The sequence below is a fragment of the Nitrospirillum amazonense genome (assembly GCF_007828045.1).
In the GTDB taxonomy this organism is placed as follows: Bacteria; Pseudomonadota; Alphaproteobacteria; order Azospirillales; family Azospirillaceae; genus Nitrospirillum; species Nitrospirillum amazonense_C.
Genome location: NZ_VITN01000010.1, coordinates 112,898 through 131,493 on the forward strand (window position 1 = coordinate 112,898; position 18,596 = coordinate 131,493).

The window sequence follows — 18,596 nt, forward strand, 5'->3', positions numbered from 1 at the left end:
ATCTCTGGTTGCCCTGGTGAAACGCTTCGCGGGTCCTGTCACGGTCTTACCTCCCTGGGGCGGCTGTTCGCGCCGCCTGAATTATCAAGTATTATTGGTCACTTAGCTTTGATGCTCATCAAGGGCGAACCATAGGGTGGCCAAGGGCGGCAAGGTCACCACGGCCGAGGCCGGCAGGCCGTGCGCGGGCTGGTCCGTGGCCGTCACCGCCCCCAGATTGCCCATGCCGGTGCCGCCATAGCCGCCGGCATCGGTATTGAGGATCTCCAGCCACCGCCCCGCCTCGGGCAGTCCCACCCGGTAGTTTGGTCGCGGCACGGGGGTGAAGTTGCACACCACGGCCACGGGCCGCGCGCCCTCGCCCCCGAGGCGCAGGAAGGCGAAGACCGACTGGTCCTTGTCATCGGCGACGATCCAGCGGAAGCCTTCGGGCGCGCAATCGGTCTCATACAACGCGCGTTCCCGGCGGTAGCCGGCATTCAGGTCGCGCACCAGGCGGCGCAGACCCTCATGCGCCGGATAGGCGAGCAGGTGCCAATCCAGGCTCTGCTGGAAATTCCATTCGGCGCGCTGGCCGAACTCCTGGCCCATGAACAGCAGCTTCTTGCCGGGGTGCCCCCACATGAAGGCGTAGTAGGCGCGGGCGGTGGCGAACTTCTGCCAGTCGTCGCCCGGCATCTTCTCGATGATGGATCGCTTGCCGTAGACCACCTCGTCATGGCTGAGCGGCAGGACGAAGTTTTCCGAGAAGGCGTAGAGCAGGCCGAAGGTCAGCTTGTCATGGTGCCATTTGCGGTGGACCGGCTCCTTGGACACGTACTCCAGGGTGTCGTGCATCCAGCCCATGTTCCATTTGAAGCCGAAGCCCAGGCCGCCGGCGTAGGTGGGCTGGGACACGCCGGGCCAGGAGGTGGATTCCTCCGCCACGGTCATGGCGCCCGGATGCTCGCCATAGACCAGGGTGTTGACCGCCTGCAGGAAGGCCACCGCCTCCAGGTTCTGGTTGCCGCCCTCGCGGTTGGGGATCCACTCCCCGTCCTTGCGGGAATAGTCGAGGTAGAGCATGGAGGCGACGGCGTCGACACGCAGGCCGTCGATGTGGAAGCGGTCGATCCAATAGAGGGCGTTGGCCGCCAGGTAGTTCACCACCTCATGCCGGCCGAAATTGTAGATGGCGGTCTTCCAGTCGGGGTGGAAGCCCTGGCGGGGGTCGGCATGTTCGTACAGCGCGGTGCCGTCGAACCGGGCCAGGCCGTGCACGTCGGTGGGGAAGTGTGCGGGCACCCAGTCCAGCAGCACGCCCAGGCCCGCCCGATGGGCCCGATCCACCAGCCGGGCGAAGCCGTCGGGCGTGCCGAAGCGGGCGGTGGGCGCGAACAGGCCGATGGGCTGGTAGCCCCAGGACGGGTCGAAGGGGAACTCGGAGATGGGCAGGAATTCCAGATGGGTGAAGCCCATGTCGGCGGCATAGGGCACCAGCTGGTCCGCCAGCTCGTCCCAGGTCAGATAGCGGTTGCCGTCGCCCCGCCGCCAGGAACCCAGGTGCACCTCATAAATGCTGATGGGCGAGCGGCGGGCGTCCATGGTCTTCAGGTGCGCCATGTGGGCGTCGTCGGACCAGGTGAAATCGTCGGTGCGGGCGACGACGGAGGCGGTGGAGGGCCGCAACTCGCTGGCGAAGCCGAAGGGGTCGGCCTTCAGCGGCAGCACGGTGTCGTCGGGCCCCACGATCTCATACTTGTAGACGGCGCCCTGGCCCAAGCCTGGGGCGAAAATCTCCCACACCCCGCTGTCCAGCCGCCGCCGCATCTGATGGCGGCGGCCGTCCCAGCCGTTGAAGTCGCCCACCACCGACACCCGGCGGGCGTTGGGGGCCCAGACGGCGAAGTGCACGCCGTCCACGCCCTCGTGGGTCTTGAGGTGGGCGCCCAGTTTCTCATACAGCCGCCTGTGCGTGCCCTCGGCGAACAGATAGTCGTCCATGGGGCCCAGCAAGGGGCCGAAGCTGTAGGGGTCGTCGAATTCCCAGGCGCCCCCGGCATTGGCGCAGCGCAGGCGATAGCGGAAGGGGCGCTTGCGCCGGGCGGCCCGGCCTTCAAAGAGGCCGGCGTCATGCACACGGGTCAGGGGCAGGACCAGGGTGCCGTCGGGTGTTGCGGCCTCCACCGTTTCCGCCCCCGGCACGAAGGCACGGATGGTGACGCCCCGCTCCGACACGTGGGGGCCCAGCACGCCGAAGGGATCGTCGTGCCGGGCACCCAGCAAGGCGTCCATGTCCTCCTGCCGGGCGGTCCATGCTGTTCCGCCTTTGGTCCGCGCCATCAGGCCTCCCTCGACCCATGCGGGGAGCCGGCAATGCGGGGGGCCGGCAGGCCCCAGATGTCCGTCGCGTATTCGGCGATGGCCCGGTCGGACGAGAAGAAGCCCATGTGCGCCGTGTTGATGATGGCCGAGCGCCACCACGCCGCCGTGTCCTGCCAGCGGGCGTCGACGGCACGCTGGGCGGCGTAATAGGCGTCGAAATCGGCGGCCACCATGAAATAGTCGTGGTGGCGGACGCTGTTCACCAGGTCACCGAAGCGGCCTGGCTCCCCGGGGGAGTAGACACCCGCGCCGACGGCGTCCAGCACCTCCTCCAGCAAGGGGGAGGCGGCGATGACGTCGCTCATGTCGATGCCCTTGCGCCGGCGTTCCTCCACCTGCTCGGTCGTCAGGCCGAAGATGAAGATGTTGTCGTCGCCGACATGCTCCTTGATCTCGACGTTGGCGCCGTCCAGCGTGCCGATGGTCAGCGCGCCGTTCAGCGCCAGCTTCATGTTGCCGGTGCCCGACGCCTCCATGCCGGCGGTGGAAATCTGCTCCGACAGGTCGGCGGCTGGGATGATGGCCTCCGCCAGGCTGACGTTGTAGTTGGGCAGGAACACCACCTTCAGCAGGCGGCGCACCACGGGGTCGCGGTTGACCAGCCGGGCCACGTCGTTGGCCAGCTTGATGATCAGCTTGGCCTGGTGATAGCTGGCGGCGGCCTTGCCGGCGAAGATCTTCACCCGCGGCACCCAGTTGCCGCCGGGGTTGGCGCGGATGGCGTCGTACAGCGCCACGATCTCCAGGATGTTCAGCAGCTGGCGCTTGTACTCGTGGATGCGCTTGATCTGCACGTCGAACAGGGCGTCGGGGCTGACCGATACGTCCAGGCGCCGGCGGATCAGGCCGGCCAGCTCCGCCTTCTTGGCCCGCCGGATGGCGCGGAAGCGGTCCACCACGCCCGCGTCGCCGGCGTATTTCTCGAAGTCGATCAGGGCCGCCGGGTCGTCCATCACCCGCGCGCCGCAGCAATCCACCAGCAGCTCGGTCAGGCCGGGGTTGGCCTCGAACAGCCAGCGGCGGAAGGTGATGCCGTTGGTCTTGTTGACGATGCGGCCGGGATAGAAGCGGTTCAGCTGGTAGAACAGGGTGCGCTGCACCAGGTCGGAATGCAGGGCCGACACGCCGTTGATCTTGTGCGATCCGATGAAGGCCAGGTTGCCCATGCGCACGCGCCGTCCGTGGCTCTCGTCGATCAGCGACAGTTCCGACAGCACGCCGCCGTCATGTTCACCCTTCGACCGCACCAGGTCCAGGTGGCGGGCGTTGATCATGTAGATGATCTGCATGTGCCGGGGCAGCAACCGTTCCATCAACGGAACGGGCCAGCTTTCCAGCGCCTCTGGCAGCAGGGTGTGGTTGGTGTAGGAGAAGACGGCCTTGGTGATCTCCCACGCCTCGTCCCAGCCGAAATCCTCCAGGTCGATCAGCACGCGCATCAGTTCGGCGATGGCGATGGCCGGGTGGGTGTCGTTCAGCTGGATGGCCACCTTCTCGGGCAGCAGCTCCAGCTCGCCATGGTGCTGCTTGTGGCGGCGGATGATGTCCTGCATCGAGGCGGAGACGAAGAAGTACTCCTGCCGCAGGCGCAGCTCCAGGCCGGCCGGGGTGGCGTCGCTGGGGTACAGCACCTTGGAGATGGCCTCCAGCCGCACGCGGGCGGCCAAGGCGCCGACGTGGTCGCCCTGGTTGAACGCATCCAGGCGCAGGGCGTCCGGCGCGCGGGCCGACCACAGGCGCAGGGTGTTGACGTGGCGCGCGCGCCAACCGGGCACGGGGGTGTCGAAGGCGATGGCGTCCACCGTCTCCTCCGGCCGCCAATAATGCCGCGTGACCTCCTCGCTGACCTCCACCGTCTCCACGGTGCCGCCGAAGCCCACGGAATAGTCGACCTCCGGCCGCTCGAACTCCCAGGGGTTGCCGAAGGTCAGCCAGTTTTCCGGATATTCGCGCTGCCAGCCGTCTTTGATCACCTGACGGAACAGGCCGTGGTCATAGCGGATGCCGTAACCGTGGGCCGCGATCTGCAGGGTCGCCATGCTTTCCATGAAGCAGGCGGCCAAGCGGCCCAGGCCGCCATTGCCCAGGGCGGCGTCCGGCTCGATCTTGCGCAGCTGATCCAGGTCCACGCCCAGGTCGTCCAGCGCCTGGCGCACCGGTTCGGTCAGGCCGGTTTCCATCAGGGCGTCGACCAGCAGACGGCCGATCAGGAATTCCAGCGACAGGTAATAGACCCGCTTGCGCTTGGATTCGTAGGTGGCGCGGGTGGAGGCCATCCACTGATCGACGATGCGGTCGCGCACCGCCAGGGTGGTGGCGATGAACCAGTCGCGCTGGCTGGCGACCTCGGGATTCTTGCCCACCGCGTACATCAGCTTGGCGACGATGGCCGCGCGCATCGTGTCACGGTCCACGGGCGCCGGCGGCGGCGCTTCATCAGCCGGGGGGATGGGGGTTGCCTGGGCGGCGTCTTGTGGAACGGAGTCTTGGGGGACGGACTCTGGGGGGACGGACGGGACAGGCTGGTCGATCACGCTGTCATTCCTTTCGAAGCAAGACATCGCCGCATCAGCTTTGCATGTCTGTTGCACCGCGGCAATATTGACCGACACCATCAGATAGGCCGCCACCCGCCCGCGTCACCTCTTTGATATGACAATATTTTGCGGGGGACGCGCCGCCATGCGACGCACGGGTTGGAAGCTGGGGTGAGGGGGGCTGCGGACAGTGGTCTCGGCCGTGGCAACCATCATCCCCGCCCGCTGGTTCCATCGCGGATGGGGGCCGAGGGCAGGGCCCGGAAGGGAGCGGCCGAATCATGACGGACGACGCGCCATCGGGCGCGATCGTCAAACCGCATCACTTATATAGTGGGGGAGTTGGAGGCACGGCCGGGAATCGAACCCGGATTCACGGATTTGCAGTCCGTTGCATCACCATTCTGCCACCGCGCCATCCACGAGAGCCGACCGGAAGGGGCCGTCCAGCGGCGCCTGCGGTCAGGGCAGGGCGCCTCTATAGCGTCGCCCGTCGGGGCGGTCAAGCATGCTGGCGTTGCTTTCTGACGTTTCGGTGACGGCGTGGGGCCAGGGCCGCGCCGAGGGCTTGGCGGCGGGCGGCGGATGGGCGCCCGGTGCAGGCATCAATTGTCTTCAGGCGGCGGGGGGGATATATACCGATCCTGGTTTTTCAAGCGTGTGCGGGCCGAACGGCCCCGTGGCGCGCATCTTCCTCCGCCTCGTTTCCATCAGATCGGTATATCCCATGGCCGCCGACTACACCGCCGCCCGCGTCAACATGATCGAGGGGCAGATTCGCCCCAACAAGGTCACCGACCCCTTCGTGGTTGAGGCTTTCCTGGCCATCCCGCGTGAGCGGTTCGTGCCCGAGGCGCTGGCCGGCGTCGCCTATGTCGACGAGGACGTGCCCGTGGCCCCGGGCCGCTACCTGATGGAGCCGATGGTCCTGGCCCGCCTGGTGCAGGAACTGTCCCTGACCCGTGCCGACAAGGTGCTGGCCGTGGGTGTCGGCACCGGCTACGCCGCCGCCATCATGGCCGAGATGGCCGGTTCGGTGGTGGCGCTGGAAAGCGACCCCGCCCTGGTCGAGGCCGCGCGCAAGGCCCTGGCCGGTGTCGCCGGCGTCACCGTGGTGCAGGGTGACCTGGCCGCCGGCCATCCCGCCAAGGCCCCCTACGGCGCCATCCTGATCGACGGCTCGGTGCCCGAGGTGCCGGCCAGCCTGCTGGACCAGCTGCCCGAGGGCGGCCGCCTGGTGGCCGTGGTCATCAACGCCGCCGGCCTGGGCGAGGCGCGCTATTACCGTAAGGTGGGCGGCGTCGTGTCGCACCGCATCCTGTTCGACGCCGCCGTCCGGCCCCTGCCGGGCTTCGAGCGTCGCGCCGAATTCGTGTTCTGATCCGAGGCCCCGCGCCGGGCGCCCGCTGCCCGGCGCGGGCTTCGTTCCACCCCTTCTCGGCCGACCTGGCGCGGCAGGCCTGGGCCGGGACGGGGCGGATCGGGGGGACGGTCCCCCGAAACATGGCCTTAAGTGGACCTTTGCGGTTCCACCGATCATGTTACAGAGTGCTTTTTAAGGGGCGCGTTGGCGCCGATGGGGATTCGGGGTGCGGTTCCGCTACGGTCGCGTGCGTCATGGCGCGCCCCGCCTATAATATTTTATTTAAGGTGTTTGGGGAAAATGGCGATGCAAGTGAACACCGCTGGATGTGGGGCAGAGGGCATGGGAACCGGACATGGGGTGAAGCGGGCGCGCCGGCTGGCCGCCGCCCTGCCGCTGACGGCGCTGGCCATCACCGTGGCGACCGTGGCCCACGGGCAGTCGCTGGAGGACGCCCTGGTCCAGGCCTACCAGAACAATCCCACGCTGGAAGCCGGCCGCGCCGGCCAGCGCGCCACGGATGAAGGCGTGCCCCAGGCCCGCGCCGCCATGCTGCCCACCGTCACCGCCGACGGCAACCTGGGCAAGGAGCGGCTGAGCCAGGGCAACGCCATCCAGCACATGAACCCGGCGCAGAGCGGCGTCACCATCAACCAGGCGATCTACGCCGGCGGTAGCATTCAGGCCGGCATCAGCCAGGCCGAGAACACCGTGGAGGCCGGCCGCGCCGGCCTGCTGGATACCGAGCAGCAGGTGCTGCTGGCCGCCGCCACCGCCTATCTGGACGTGGTGCGCGACCAGGCCGTCCTGGACCTGAACATCAACAACGAACAGGTGCTGACCCGGCAGCTGGAGGCGTCGCGTGACCGCTTCCGCGTGGGGGAGCTGACCCGCACCGACGTCAGCCAGTCCGAGTCGCGTCTGGCCGGCGCCACCGCCGACCGCATCTCGGCCCAGGGCGCCCTGGCCGCCAGCCGCGCCACCTATGCCAAGCTGATGGGCCAGGTACCCGGCACGCTGAAGCAGCCGACCCGCCTGGTGCATCTGCCGGTGAACCAGGAAGAGACCATGGCCGCGGCTGAGGTGTCGGCCCCGGTGGTCGTCGCCGCGCGCTACAACCACAAGGCGTCGCAGGACGCGGTCGACGGCGCCTTCGGCCAGATGCTGCCGCAGCTGTCGGCCAGCGCCCAGTACTACCGCAACTGGGACCAGTCGCTTCCCGGCGTGCAGTACGACACGGCCGTCATTTCCGCCCGCGTCACCATTCCGCTGTATGAGGGCGGCGGTACCTCGGCCAAGGTGCGCGGCGCCAAGCAGACGGAACAGCAGCGCCGCACCCAGGTGATGGAGGCCGTGCGGTCGGCCGATGAGACGGCGGTGAAGGCCTGGCAGGCGCTGGTGACGGCCCGCGCCGCCATCGAGGCCTACAAGAGCGCCGTCGCCTCCAACGAGATCGCGCTGGAAGGCGTGCGGCAGGAACAGTCGGTGGGTTCCCGCACCATCCTGGACGTGCTGAATGCCGAGCAGGAACTGGTGAACGCTAAGGTGCAGCTGGTTCGCGCCCAACATGACGAGCAGGTGGCAGCCTACGAGGTGCTGTCGGCCGTGGGCGACCTGACCGCCGCCAAGCTGGGCCTGAACGTCCCGCTGTACGACGCCAAGGCCCACTATGAAGAGGTCAAGGACAAGCTCTGGGGCCCTTCGATCGAGAAGTGAGGCCATCGGGACGTAAGCGGCGATCCGCCCGATCGCACGCGCCAGATGGGGGCGGCTCCACGGTTTGGGGTCGCCCTTTTCTTTTGTCGAAGGGCGGCGGCCGGCCCTATTCTTGAAGGGAAGCAATAGCGGGGGCGAATAGGGCGGGGCGGGACGACGAGGGGCCAGCATTGGCGCCCGGGGCGCCCGTGATTAACCCAATGGCATTTTTACTGTTCTTGCCCTAGGCTGCCCCGAACGTCGGTGCCCATACGTCGGTGCGGGGCCGGCGCGCTTACAGGTCCACGCCGTTACAGGTCAGGTTAGGCAACAATGGCTGACAAGTCACAACAAGAACCTTCGATGGAGGAAATCCTCGCCTCCATCCGGCGGATCATCTCTGAAGACACCGACGCGCCGCCACCCGAGCCGGAGGCGCCGCCACCGCCCCCTCCGCCGCCTCCCCCTCCGCCCCCGCCGGAGGACGACATTTTCGAGGCGGTGCCCATGCCGCCGCCCCCGCCTCCGCCACCCCCCCCCCCGCCGCCTCCGCCGGAGGATGACGTGCTGGAGTTGACGGACATCATCCCGGACGAGCCGGAGCCTGAGCCCGAGCCCCTGCCGGATCCCTTCGCGTATGAGCCGCCGCCCCCGCCGCTGCGCCGCCCGCCGCCGCCCATGGACGATGACCGGCTGATGTCGCAGTTCACGGAGGAAGCCGCCAGCCGCGCCTTCTCCGGCCTGTCGGGCTTCCGCCGCGGCGGCCCCAGCCTGACGGGGGAGGGGCCCATCGGCCGCTCCGATGTCACGCTGGAGGAGATCGTGCACGTCCTGGTCCGCCCCATCCTGCGCGAATGGCTGGATGAGAACCTGCCCTCGCTGGTCGAGCGCCTGGTCAAGCGCGAGATCGAGAAGGTGGTACGGCGCGGACTCGACTGAGGCGCGCCGCTTCGATACACCTTGCCAAGCTAGGTAATATCAATGGGGGCGGCGCCAGACCCCGCGCCGCCCTTTTCTTTTGCCGCTTTAGTACGATTTCAGGTGCCCGCCATGCTGGACAAGACCTTCTCCCCCGCCGATGTCGAAAGCAGCCGCTATGAGCGCTGGGAGCGCTCGGGCGCCTTCGCCGCCCATGTGGACAGCAACGCCCAGCCCTACACCATCATGATGCCGCCGCCCAACGTGACGGGCAGCCTGCACATGGGGCATGCGCTGACCTTCACGCTGCAGGACTTGCTGATCCGCTATCGCCGCATGAGCGGCCGTGACGCCCTGTGGCAGCCGGGCACCGACCATGCCGGCATCGCCACCCAGATGGTGGTGGAACGCAACCTGGCCAAGGAAGGCAAGACGCGGGCCGAGATGGGGCGCGAGGCCTTCCTGAAGAAGGTCTGGGAGTGGAAGGCCGAGTCCGGCGGCACCATCACCCGCCAGCTGCGCCGCCTGGGTGCCTCGCCCGACTGGTCGCGCGAACGCTTCACCATGGATGAGGGCCTGAACGCCGCCGTCCGCAAGGTGTTCGTCGAGCTGTACCGCCAGGGCCTGATCTACCGTGACAAGCGCCTGGTGAACTGGGACCCCAAGCTGCACACCGCCATTTCTGACCTGGAGGTCGAGCAGAAGGAGGTGAAGGGCAGCCTGTGGTACTTCCGCTACCCGGTGGAAGGCATGGCAGATACCTTCATCACCGTTGCCACCACGCGGCCCGAAACCATGCTGGGCGATACCGGCGTGGCCGTGCATCCGGATGATGAGCGCTACAAGGACCTGGTGGGCAAGTTCGTCATCCTGCCCATCACCGGCCGCCGCATCCCCATTGTCGCCGACGAGTACGCCGACCCGGAGACCGGCACCGGTGCGGTGAAGATCACCCCCGCCCATGACTTCAACGATTTCGAGGTGGGCAAGCGGCACAACCTGCCCATGATCAACCTGTTCGACCGTGACGCGAAGCTGAATGAGCACGCGCCGGCCGAGTACCAGGGGCTGGACCGCTTCGTCGCCCGCAAGAAGGTGGTGGAGGAGATCGAGGCCCTGGGCCTGCTGGAGAAGATCGACCCCCACACCCTGATGCAGCCGCACGGCGACCGCAGCGGCGTGGTCATCGAGCCGTGGCTGACCGACCAGTGGTACTGCGACGCCGTCACCCTGGCCAAGCCCGCCCTGGAGGCGGTGGAGCAGGGCAAGACCCAGTTCGTGCCCAAGCAGTGGGAAAACACCTATTACGAGTGGATGCGCAACATCCAGCCGTGGTGCATCAGCCGCCAGCTGTGGTGGGGCCACCAGATCCCGGCTTGGTTCGGGCCGGATGGAAAGTTCTTCGTCGCCGAGACGGAAGCCGAGGCCCAGGCGGAGGCGGATGCCCATTACGGCGCCGCCACGCCCCTGACCCGCGACGCCGACGTGCTGGACACCTGGTTCTCGTCCGCCTTGTGGCCCTTCTCCACCCTGGGCTGGCCGGAGAAGACGCCGGAGCTGGCGCGCTATTACCCCGGTGACGTGCTGGTCACCGGCTTCGACATCATCTTCTTCTGGGTCGCCCGCATGATGATGATGGGCATCCACTTCATGGGCGACGTGCCCTTCCGCACCATCTACATCCACGCCTTGGTGCGGGATGAGAAGGGGCAGAAGATGTCGAAGTCCAAGGGCAACGTCATCGATCCCCTGGACCTGATTGACCAGTACGGCTGCGACGCCCTGCGCTTCACGCTTACCGCCATGGCGGCTCAGGGCCGGGACATCAAGCTGGCGACCTCGCGCGTCGAGGGCTATCGCAACTTCGCGACCAAGCTGTGGAACGCCGCCCGCTACGCCCAGATGAACCAGGTGGCGCCCGTCCCGGGCTTCGCCCCCACCGACCTGACCCAGACGGTCAACCGCTGGATCGTGGGCGCTGTGGCCGACTGCGCGGCACAGGTGACCGAGGCGCTGGAGGGCTATCGCTTCAACGATGCCGCCAACGCCCTGTATCACTTCGCCTGGGGCAGCTTTTGCGACTGGTACCTGGAATTCACCAAGCCCATCCTGCAAGGCGAGGATGAGGCGGCGAAGGCCGAGACCCGCGCCGTCACCGCCTGGGTGCTGGACCAGATCCTGCACCTGCTGCACCCCATCATGCCCTTCCTGACGGAAGAGCTGTGGGAGAAGCTGGGCGAGGGACAGGTTAGGGGCGACCTGATCACCGCCGCCTGGCCGCAGTACCCGGCCGCCTACAAGGATGGCGGGGCGCAGGCCGAGATGGACTGGGTGGTGCGCTTCATCTCCACCATCCGCACCATCCGGTCGGAAATGAACGTGCCGCCGTCGGCCCAGCTGCCGCTGCTGGTGAAGGGCGCCGGTACCGATACCGCCGCGCGCCTGGGCACCCACCGCGACCTGATCCTGAAGCTGGCCCGCCTGTCCAACATCACCCTGACCGAGGAGGCGCCGGCCACCGGTGCCGTGCAGGCGGTGGTGGATGAGGCGACGCTGGTCCTGCCCCTGGCCGACTTCATCGACCTGGCCAAGGAGAAGGCCCGCCTGGCCAAGGAAATCCAGAAGCTGGAGGGCGAGATCGCCAAGGTCGATGCCAAGCTGGGCAATCCCAACTTCGTCGACAAGGCCCCGCCCGAGGTGATCGAGGAGCAGCGGGAGCGCCGGGCCGAAGCCGACGGCACCCGCGCCAAGCTGGCCGAGGCGCTGTCCCGCCTGGGCTGATGCCCGCCCCGTCCGAAACGCGAACGGCCGTCTCTTCCGGGGCGGCCGTTTTGCGTTGACGGGGCGGGACCCTCAGGGGGCGAAGGGACCGGGCGCCTCGGCCGTCGGCTTCTTCAGCCAGATGCCGGCCAGGGCCACGAAGGGGATCAGGTGCAGCAGGGTGCGCGTCTCGTTGGTCAGGCCCAGGGCCAGCACGGCCAGTACCTGCACCAGGACGAAGGCCGCCAGCGACAGGGCGCGGACGCCATGCCGCTTCACCATCACCGCCACCAGGCCCAGCACCGTGGCCAGGTAGACAGGGATCAAGAGTTCCAGCGACAGGCCGGGATCGGTGATCCAGTCGTAGAACTGGCCGAAATTCTCGCCCACCTGGATGTGGAAATAAGCGTCGAAGGTGGTGGAGGATGATTTCTGGATGTCGCGGAAGATCTTGTAGCCGATCTCTTCCTTCAGCAGCGTCTTGCGCAGGAATTCGATGATGGCGAAGGCGGCGACGCTGCCCAGCAGGCCTGATGCCAGCCAGCGCCAGTCCGGCCGGCGCTTTTCCACCCAGGCGTCGATGACGGCCTTGGCCATCATGTAGCCGCCGATGAACACGGCGGATTCATGGTTGAAGCAGGCGACGCCCAGCAGGGCCAGGAAAGCCCACCACGGCGCCCGGGTCAGGACCAGCAGGTAGAATACCGCCGTGGTCAGCAGCAGCACGAAGTCCCAGATGTACAGCCAGGGCTTCGACATCAGCGCCATGAACAGGACATGCATGGCCAGCAAGGCCGTCCAGGCCCTCTGCCGTCCGTTTTCCATCGGGCTCCCCGCCGCCTGGGCGGCGTAGAACAGGGCCAGGCCGGCGCCGGTCAGGCCGAACACGGCGACCACGGCGTGGGCGCTGGTCAGGTTCACACCCGTCAGCTCGATCAGATGTTCCAGGAAGGGCGCTAGCACGCGCGACTGGAAGAAGCGCCAGTGCGGATAACCCTGCAGCACCCCCACCTCGGCCTGCAGGTTCTGCAGCAGGTACTGGTCGAAGAAATGGACGATGTGGCGCCACTGCGCCACCGCCAGGATGAAGGCCGTGCCCGTCACCAGCAGGGCGTCCAGGTATTCCTCCCGATCGGCCCGCAAATCCAAACCGCGCATATGCGACTTTCCCCAATAAGTCGGCCCCAATAAGCCGGTGACGCCGGCTCGGCCGTCACCCCGCGGCCAAATCCGCCGCCAAATCCGCCAGGGCGGACGGCAGGTCGCGGAAATGATCCACCAACCGGTCCGCCCCCAGTTGTTCCACGGGCATGCGCGGATAGCCATAGGTAACGCACACGACCTGGCAACCGGCGGCGCGGCCGGCCGTCACGTCGTTGGCGCCGTCGCCCACCATGATGGTCTTGCCCGGGGCGGCCGCCAGGTGGGCCATGGCGTGCAGCAGCGGGCCGGGGTGGGGCTTGCGCGTGGGCAGGGTGTCGCCCCCGACCACCGCCTTGAAGTAGGGGGCGAGGCCGATGGCCTCCAGCACCGCATGGGTCGCCCGCTCGGGCTTGTTGGTCACCAGGGCCAGGGGGATGTCGGCGCTCAAGGTGGCCAAGGTTTCCGCCACGCCGGGGAAGACGCAGGACGGGTCGGCCGGCAGGGCCTCATAGATCGCCATGTAGCGGTCGGTCATGGCGGGGACCGAGTCGGGATCCAGCGGCCGGCCCACGGCGGCGAAGGTGCGGGTCACCAGCATGGGGGCGCCGTCGCCGATGAACTGGTGCACCTGCGCCAGGTCCAGGTTGGGCAGGTTCTCCTCATCCAGCAGGCGGTTGATGCCGGTCAGGATGTCGGGCGCGCTGTCGATCAGCGTTCCGTCGAAGTCGAACAGGACGGCGGCGGGCATGAGGCTCATGGGGCGGCATCCGGGCGATGGCGGTTTCGCGAGACACCCTCGTTGTGGCAGTAAGGGGGCCTTGCTGGCAATGGCGTCGGGCTGGGGCTCATCCCATCTGACGACGTGTCGCTCCCTGAACAGTGCCTTGACAAGGTTATCGCCATGACCGCCCCGACCTCGACCCCCGCGCTCGCCTGCATCATCCTGGCGGCGGGCAAGGGCACCCGGATGAAGTCCGACCTGCCCAAGGTGCTGCACCCCATCGCCAATGAGCCCATGGTGGCCCATGTGCTGCGGGCGGCGGCGGTGCTGAACCCCGACCGGGTCATCGTCGTGGTGGGGCCGGGGCAGGAGGCCGTGGCCCAGGCCGTGGCACCGCACGCCACGGTGCTGCAGCCGCGGCAGCTGGGCACCGCCGACGCGGTGAAGGCGGCGCGCGCGGCCCTGGGCGATTTCGACGGCGATGTGCTGGTGCTGTTCGGCGACACCCCGCTGGTGCGGCCGGAGACGCTGTCCCTGCTGGTCCAGGCCAGGCGCGGCGCCGGCGATCCGGCCGTGGCGGTGCTGGGCATGCGCCCGGCCGATCCCGCCGCCTATGGCCGGCTGGTGCAGGATGAGGCCGGCGGCCCGACCAAGATCGTGGAATATCTGGACGCCACGCCGGAGGAGCGGGCCATCGGCCTGTGCAACGCCGGCCTGATGGCCTTCGATGGCCGCCGCCTGTGGGCCATCCTGGATGCCATCGGCAGCGCCAACGCCAAGGGCGAATACTACCTGACCGACGCCGTGGCCGTGGCCCGCGTGCAAGGGCACGCCTGCGCCGTGGCCGAGGGCGATCCGGCGGATGTGGAGGGCGTCAATTCCCGGGTTGAGCTGGCCAAGCTGGAAAAGCTGATGCAGGCCCGCCTGCGCCGCCAGGCCATGCTGAACGGCGCCACCCTGGCCGACCCGGACACCGTCTGGTTTTCCGCCGACACGGTGCTGGGCCGCGATGTCACCGTGGGCCAGAACGTGGTGTTCGGGCCCGGCGTGGTGGTGGAGAATGGCGTGACCATCCGGCCCTTCTGCCACCTGGAAGGGGTGGTGGTGCGGCGCGACGCCATCATCGGCCCCTATTCCCGCCTGCGCCCGGGGTCCGACATCGGCGTGGGTGCCCACATCGGCAACTTCGTGGAGGTCAAGGCCTCCACCCTGGGCAACGGCGCCAAGGCCAACCACCTGGCCTATGTCGGCGACGCCGATATAGGGGAGGGGACCAACATTGGCGCCGGCGCCATCACCTGCAACTATGACGGCACCTTCAAGTACCGCACCCAGGTGGGCCGCAACGTCTTCGTCGGCACCAACGCCACCCTGGTGGCCCCGGTGCGGGTGGGGGACGGCGCCTTCATCGCCGGCGGCAGCACCATCACCGAGACGGTGCCGGCCGACGCCCTGGCCATCGGCCGGGGCCGCCAGGTGGTGAAGGAAGGCTGGGCCGCCGCCTTCGCCGCCGCCCAGAAAGCGCGCAAGGCCGCGCAGAAGAAGGGCTGAGCGGGAAAGGGTTAGGCGGGGGTGACCCGGCTGGGCGATGCTATGGGACGAAGCATGGGTGCGGCGCATTAACGACAGGGGGCGTCATGCACAGGACGATGGCGGAGCCAGGCTGGCGGGAACTTTATAAACCCAAACTGGTCACGGTGCTGCGCGAAGGGTATGGCCTGCGCGACCTGCGGGCCGACCTGGTGGCAGGCCTGACCGTGGCCATCGTGGCCTTGCCGCTGTCCATGGCCATCGCCATCGCCTCGGGCGTTACGCCGGACCGGGGGCTGTACACCGCCATCGTCGGTGGCTTCCTGGTGTCGCTGCTGGGCGGCAGCCGGTTCCAGATCGGCGGTCCGGCCGGGGCCTTCATCGTGCTGGTCGCCGCGTCGGTGGAGCGGCTGGGGGTGGGGGGCATGGCGCTGGCCGTGGTCCTGTCCGGCCTGATCCTTATGGCCATCGGCGCCCTGCGCCTGGGGACCTTCATCAAGTACATCCCCTATCCCGTCACCGTGGGCTTCACCGCCGGCATTGCCGTCATCATCGCGGCCAGCCAGGCGCGTGATTTGTTGGGCCTGACGCTGCCGGGCAAGGAGCCGGGGCCGCTCGTGCCCAAGCTGCTTGCCCTGGGGCACGCGCTGCCCACGCTGAATCCCGCCGCCCTGGGGACGGCGGTGGCGACCATTGCCCTGATCGTGCTGCTGCGGCGCTGGCGCCCTCAATGGCCCGTCCTGCTGATCGCGGTGGCGACGGCCAGCGCGGTCGCGGCGTTTGCCCACCTGCCTGTCGAGACCATCGGCACGCGCTTCGGCGGCATCCCGCGCAGCCTGCCGGCCCCCCATCTGCCGCCCCTGTCGCCGGACCTGGTGTTGGCGGTCCTGCCGGACGCGGTGTCCTTCGCGCTGTTGGGCGCCATCGAAAGCCTGCTGTCCGCCGTGGTGGCCGATGGCATGACCGGCCGGCGCCACCGCGCCAACGCCGAGCTGGTGGCGCAGGGTGTCGCCAACATCGCCAGTGCGCTCTGCGGCGGCATCTGCGTCACCGGCACCATCGCCCGCACGGCCACCAATGTGCGGGCGGGTGCGCGCGGGCCGGTGTCCGGCATGGCGCACGCGGTATTCCTGGCGCTGTTCATGGCGGTGGCCGCCCCGCTGGCCAGCTATATCCCCCTGCCGGCGCTGGCGGGGGTGCTGGCGATCGTCGCCTGGAACATGGCGGAGAAGCACGCCTTCGGCTTGTTGCTGCGGGCGTCCTGGGGGGATGCCGCGGTGCTGCTCTCCACCTTCCTGCTGACTGTCCTGCGGGACCTGACGCTGGGCATCGTCGTCGGCTTCGCCACCGGGTCGCTGCTGTTCATCCACCGCATGGCCGGGACGCTGCGGGTGGAGGGGGGCAACCCCCTGGTGGCCCCTGACGTGGCCGACCGCGCCGGCCCGCTGCCGGACCAACCTCAGACGCGGGACGACGACATCCTGGTCTTCCGCCTGTCCGGTGCATTCTTTTTCGGGGCGGCGGCCGGCGTGTCTGCCCTGTTCGACCGCATCGCCGCCCGGCCGCGGGCTTACGTGCTGGACCTGACGGCAGTGCCGCTGCTGGATTCCACGGCCGTCACCGTCATCGACGGGTTGGCGGCCAAGGCGCGCAAGCAGGGGGCGGTCGTGGCCATCGCCCTGGCCGATCCGGAGGCGCGGCGCCTGCTGCTGACACAAGGCCTGAAGCCGCCGCGGGTCTATGTCGGCCGCACCCTGGACCAGGCGTTGGTCCGCGCCCGCCGTGCCTTGGGCCGGCCGGGGGACTTGCCGGACACGAATCACGAAGCGGCCTGAACTCCAAGATCCAAATTGCTGCCCAGCCTGGGAACACAGGCTCGGTATGTCCGGTTGTGATCTGCCCGCCCGGGGCGTTATCCCCGGGGCGTTATCCACGCATTGCAACGTCCCCGGACCCCGCCTACGTAAGAACCATGCCCCCAGGCGGTTGTTACAAGAGGTTTGCCATGGATACCCCCGTTCGCGCCCCCCACGGGCCCCTCATCCGCACGGCTCAGGCCCTTGGGCTGAAGGACCCCGGCCTGCTGCGGGACCAGGCCTACATCGGCGGGTCCTGGGTCGATGCCGATGGCGGCGGCACCATAGATGTCGATAACCCGGCGACGGGTGAGGTCATCGGCACCATTCCCGACATGGGCGCCGCCGAGACGGCGCGAGCCATCGAAGCCGCCAACGCCGCCTGGGGCGGCTGGCGCGCCCGCACCGCCAAGGACCGCGCCGCCGTCATGCGCCGCTGGTTCGAGCTGATCATGGCGGCGCAGGAGGACCTGGCCCGCATCATGACGGCGGAGCAGGGCAAGTCCCTGGCCGAATCGCGGGGCGAGGTCGCCTATGGCGCCAGCTTCATCGAATGGTTCGCGGAGGAGGGCAAGCGCGCCTACGGCGACACCATCCCCAGCTTCGCCGGCGACAAGCGCATCGTGGTGGTGAAGGAGCCCATCGGCGTCGCCGCCGCCATCACGCCCTGGAACTTCCCCATCGCCATGATCACCCGCAAGGTGGGGCCGGCCCTGGCCGCCGGCTGCCCCATCGTGGTGCGCCCGTCGGAGGTGACGCCCTACAGCGCCCTGGCGCTGGCCGTGCTGGCGGAGCGGGCGGGCGTGCCGCCGGGGGTGTTCAGCGTCGTCACCGGCCATCCCAAGCCCATCGGCGGGGAGATGACCTCCAACCCGCTGGTGCGCAAGCTGTCCTTCACCGGATCCACGCCGGTGGGCAAGCTGCTGATGAAGCAGAGCGCCGACACGCTGAAGAAGCTGAGCCTGGAACTGGGCGGCAACGCGCCCTTCATCGTCTTCGACGATGCCGACCTGGACGCGGCGGTGGAAGGGGCCATGGCCTCCAAATATCGCAACGCCGGCCAGACCTGTGTCTGCGCCAACCGCATCCTGGTGCAGGACGGCGTCTATGAGGCCTTCGCCGCCCGTCTGGCGGAGGCGGTGGGCCGCCTGCGCGTGGGCAACGGCGCGGACAAGGACGTGACCACCGGCCCCCTGATCAATGCCGCCGCCGTGGAGAAGGCGGAACGCCACATCGCCGATGCGGTGGCCAAGGGCGCGCGCGTCGCCATGGGCGGCCGCCGGCACGCCTTGGGCGGCAATTTCTTCGAGCCCACCCTGCTGCTGGACGTCACGCCGGACATGATCCTGGCGCGGGAGGAAACCTTCGGCCCGGTGGCGCCGCTGTTCCGCTTCAAGGACGAGGCGGAGGCCATCCACATGGCCAACGATACCGAGTTCGGCCTGGCTGCCTATTTCTACAGCCGCGACATCGGCCGCGTCTGGCGGGTGGCCGAGGCGCTGGAATACGGCATGGTCGGCATCAACGAGGGCATCATCTCCACCGAGGTGGCGCCCTTCGGCGGCGTGAAGCAGAGCGGCCTGGGCCGCGAGGGTTCCAAGTACGGGATCGAGGACTACCTGGTGGTGAAATACCTGCTGATGGGCGGCCTGAAGGCCTGAGCCTCAGCCTGGCAGCGCCTCGGCCGCAACGCTGTCATGTTACGGAAT

General features: G+C 68.4%; 11 protein-coding genes and 1 tRNA gene. 7 read left to right on the plus strand and 5 right to left on the minus strand.

Going from position 1 to position 18,596, the window contains the following annotated elements; translation table 11 throughout:
• Positions 1-102: 102 nt before the first annotated feature.
• The 3 genes from glgB to FBZ89_RS16845 all read right to left on the minus strand — a co-directional run bounded on the left by glgB (position 103) and on the right by FBZ89_RS16845 (position 5,318).
• Positions 103-2,322: a 1,4-alpha-glucan branching protein GlgB gene (glgB, locus tag FBZ89_RS16835; RefSeq protein WP_145751052.1), complete on the minus strand. Its 2,220-nt coding sequence runs from the start codon at positions 2,320-2,322 to the stop codon at positions 103-105.
• Positions 2,322-4,763, minus strand: a complete 2,442-nt coding sequence (locus tag FBZ89_RS16840) for a glycogen/starch/alpha-glucan phosphorylase (protein WP_145751053.1) — start codon at positions 4,761-4,763, stop codon at positions 2,322-2,324. Before FBZ89_RS16840 ends, glgB begins: the two co-directional genes overlap by 1 nt.
• A gap of 481 nt (positions 4,764-5,244) precedes the next feature.
• Positions 5,245-5,318, minus strand: a tRNA-Cys gene (locus FBZ89_RS16845).
• A 310-nt stretch (positions 5,319-5,628) separates the two neighbouring features.
• Between FBZ89_RS16845 and FBZ89_RS16850 the strand changes: the two genes are divergently transcribed.
• The 4 genes from FBZ89_RS16850 (at position 5,629) to FBZ89_RS16865 (ending at position 11,658) form a co-directional block, all read left to right on the plus strand.
• Complete coding sequence (locus FBZ89_RS16850) at positions 5,629-6,282, plus strand: protein-L-isoaspartate O-methyltransferase family protein (protein WP_145751054.1); 654 nt, start codon at positions 5,629-5,631, stop codon at positions 6,280-6,282.
• A gap of 324 nt (positions 6,283-6,606) precedes the next feature.
• A complete protein-coding gene (locus FBZ89_RS16855; RefSeq protein WP_145751055.1) occupies positions 6,607-7,980 on the plus strand; it encodes a TolC family outer membrane protein in 1,374 nt (457 codons plus the stop codon).
• Positions 7,981-8,523: 543 nt separating this feature from the next.
• Positions 8,524-8,898, plus strand: a complete 375-nt coding sequence (locus tag FBZ89_RS31585; protein WP_246172281.1) for a PopZ family protein — start codon at positions 8,524-8,526, stop codon at positions 8,896-8,898.
• Between the two features lie 111 nt (positions 8,899-9,009).
• Positions 9,010-11,658 (plus strand): valine--tRNA ligase, encoded by a 2,649-nt coding sequence (locus FBZ89_RS16865; protein WP_145751057.1) that lies wholly within the window; start codon positions 9,010-9,012, stop codon positions 11,656-11,658.
• 72 nt (positions 11,659-11,730) lie between these two features.
• On the opposite strand, the gene FBZ89_RS16870 is transcribed toward FBZ89_RS16865, so the two are convergent.
• Positions 11,731-12,795, minus strand: coding sequence for a hypothetical protein (locus FBZ89_RS16870; protein WP_145751058.1), 1,065 nt, complete (start codon positions 12,793-12,795; stop codon positions 11,731-11,733).
• A gap of 55 nt (positions 12,796-12,850) precedes the next feature.
• Positions 12,851-13,537: a phosphoglycolate phosphatase gene (gph, locus tag FBZ89_RS16875; RefSeq protein ID WP_145751059.1), complete on the minus strand. Its 687-nt coding sequence runs from the start codon at positions 13,535-13,537 to the stop codon at positions 12,851-12,853.
• 144 nt (positions 13,538-13,681) lie between these two features.
• Between gph and glmU the strand changes: the two genes are divergently transcribed.
• From glmU to FBZ89_RS16890, 3 genes are all read left to right on the plus strand, one after another.
• Positions 13,682-15,052: a bifunctional UDP-N-acetylglucosamine diphosphorylase/glucosamine-1-phosphate N-acetyltransferase GlmU gene (glmU, locus tag FBZ89_RS16880; protein WP_145751060.1), complete on the plus strand. Its 1,371-nt coding sequence runs from the start codon at positions 13,682-13,684 to the stop codon at positions 15,050-15,052.
• Between the two features lie 86 nt (positions 15,053-15,138).
• Positions 15,139-16,866, plus strand: coding sequence for a SulP family inorganic anion transporter (locus tag FBZ89_RS16885; RefSeq protein WP_145751061.1), 1,728 nt, complete (start codon positions 15,139-15,141; stop codon positions 16,864-16,866).
• A 170-nt stretch (positions 16,867-17,036) separates the two neighbouring features.
• Positions 17,037-18,548, plus strand: a complete 1,512-nt coding sequence (locus FBZ89_RS16890; RefSeq protein ID WP_145751062.1) for an NAD-dependent succinate-semialdehyde dehydrogenase — start codon at positions 17,037-17,039, stop codon at positions 18,546-18,548.
• Positions 18,549-18,596 lie beyond the last annotated feature (48 nt).

Excerpts from the sequence above, each read along its gene's own strand:
- glgB (WP_145751052.1), bottom strand. The coding sequence starts at position 2,322 with ATGGCGCGGACCAAAGGCGGAACAGCATGGACCGCCCGGCAGGAGGAC.
- FBZ89_RS16840 (WP_145751053.1), bottom strand. The coding sequence starts at position 4,763 with ATGCGCGCGGCCATCGTCGCCAAGCTGATGTACGCGGTGGGCAAGAAT.
- FBZ89_RS16850 (WP_145751054.1), top strand. The coding sequence starts at position 5,629 with ATGGCCGCCGACTACACCGCCGCCCGCGTCAACATGATCGAGGGGCAG.
- FBZ89_RS16855 (WP_145751055.1), top strand. The coding sequence starts at position 6,607 with ATGGGAACCGGACATGGGGTGAAGCGGGCGCGCCGGCTGGCCGCCGCC.
- FBZ89_RS16865 (WP_145751057.1), top strand. The coding sequence starts at position 9,010 with ATGCTGGACAAGACCTTCTCCCCCGCCGATGTCGAAAGCAGCCGCTAT.
- FBZ89_RS16870 (WP_145751058.1), bottom strand. The coding sequence starts at position 12,795 with ATGCGCGGTTTGGATTTGCGGGCCGATCGGGAGGAATACCTGGACGCC.
- gph (WP_145751059.1), bottom strand. The coding sequence starts at position 13,537 with ATGAGCCTCATGCCCGCCGCCGTCCTGTTCGACTTCGACGGAACGCTG.
- glmU (WP_145751060.1), top strand. The coding sequence starts at position 13,682 with ATGACCGCCCCGACCTCGACCCCCGCGCTCGCCTGCATCATCCTGGCG.
- FBZ89_RS16885 (WP_145751061.1), top strand. The coding sequence starts at position 15,139 with ATGCACAGGACGATGGCGGAGCCAGGCTGGCGGGAACTTTATAAACCC.
- FBZ89_RS16890 (WP_145751062.1), top strand. The coding sequence starts at position 17,037 with ATGGATACCCCCGTTCGCGCCCCCCACGGGCCCCTCATCCGCACGGCT.